Below are 231 nucleotides of genomic sequence, written 5' to 3' on the forward strand. Positions count from 1 at the left end.
GCGACGTCCTACTCTCGCAGGGGGAATCCCCAACTACCATCGGCGCTGAAGAGCTTAACGGCTGTGTTCGGCATGGGAACAGGTGTGACCTCTTCGCTATTGTCACTAGATCATAAAGCTATTTCCAAGTGTTACTTTTTTTCAAGGACAAGATATATTATATGCATTTTCCAGCTCAAAAGCAAGGGTTTTTAAATAAAAAATATTTATTATTTAAAATTGCTTTTTATG

Annotated in this window: 1 rRNA gene; it reads right to left on the reverse strand. The window is 39.0% G+C overall.

Annotated features, from left to right (window positions below):
• Nucleotides 1-110 (reverse strand): 5S ribosomal RNA (rrf, locus tag B494_RS0111685).
• Between the last annotated feature and the right edge of the window lie 121 nt (nt 111-231).

The sequence above is a fragment of the Amphibacillus jilinensis Y1 genome (assembly GCF_000306965.1).
Taxonomy (GTDB): Bacteria; Bacillota; Bacilli; order Bacillales; family Amphibacillaceae; genus Amphibacillus_C; species Amphibacillus_C jilinensis.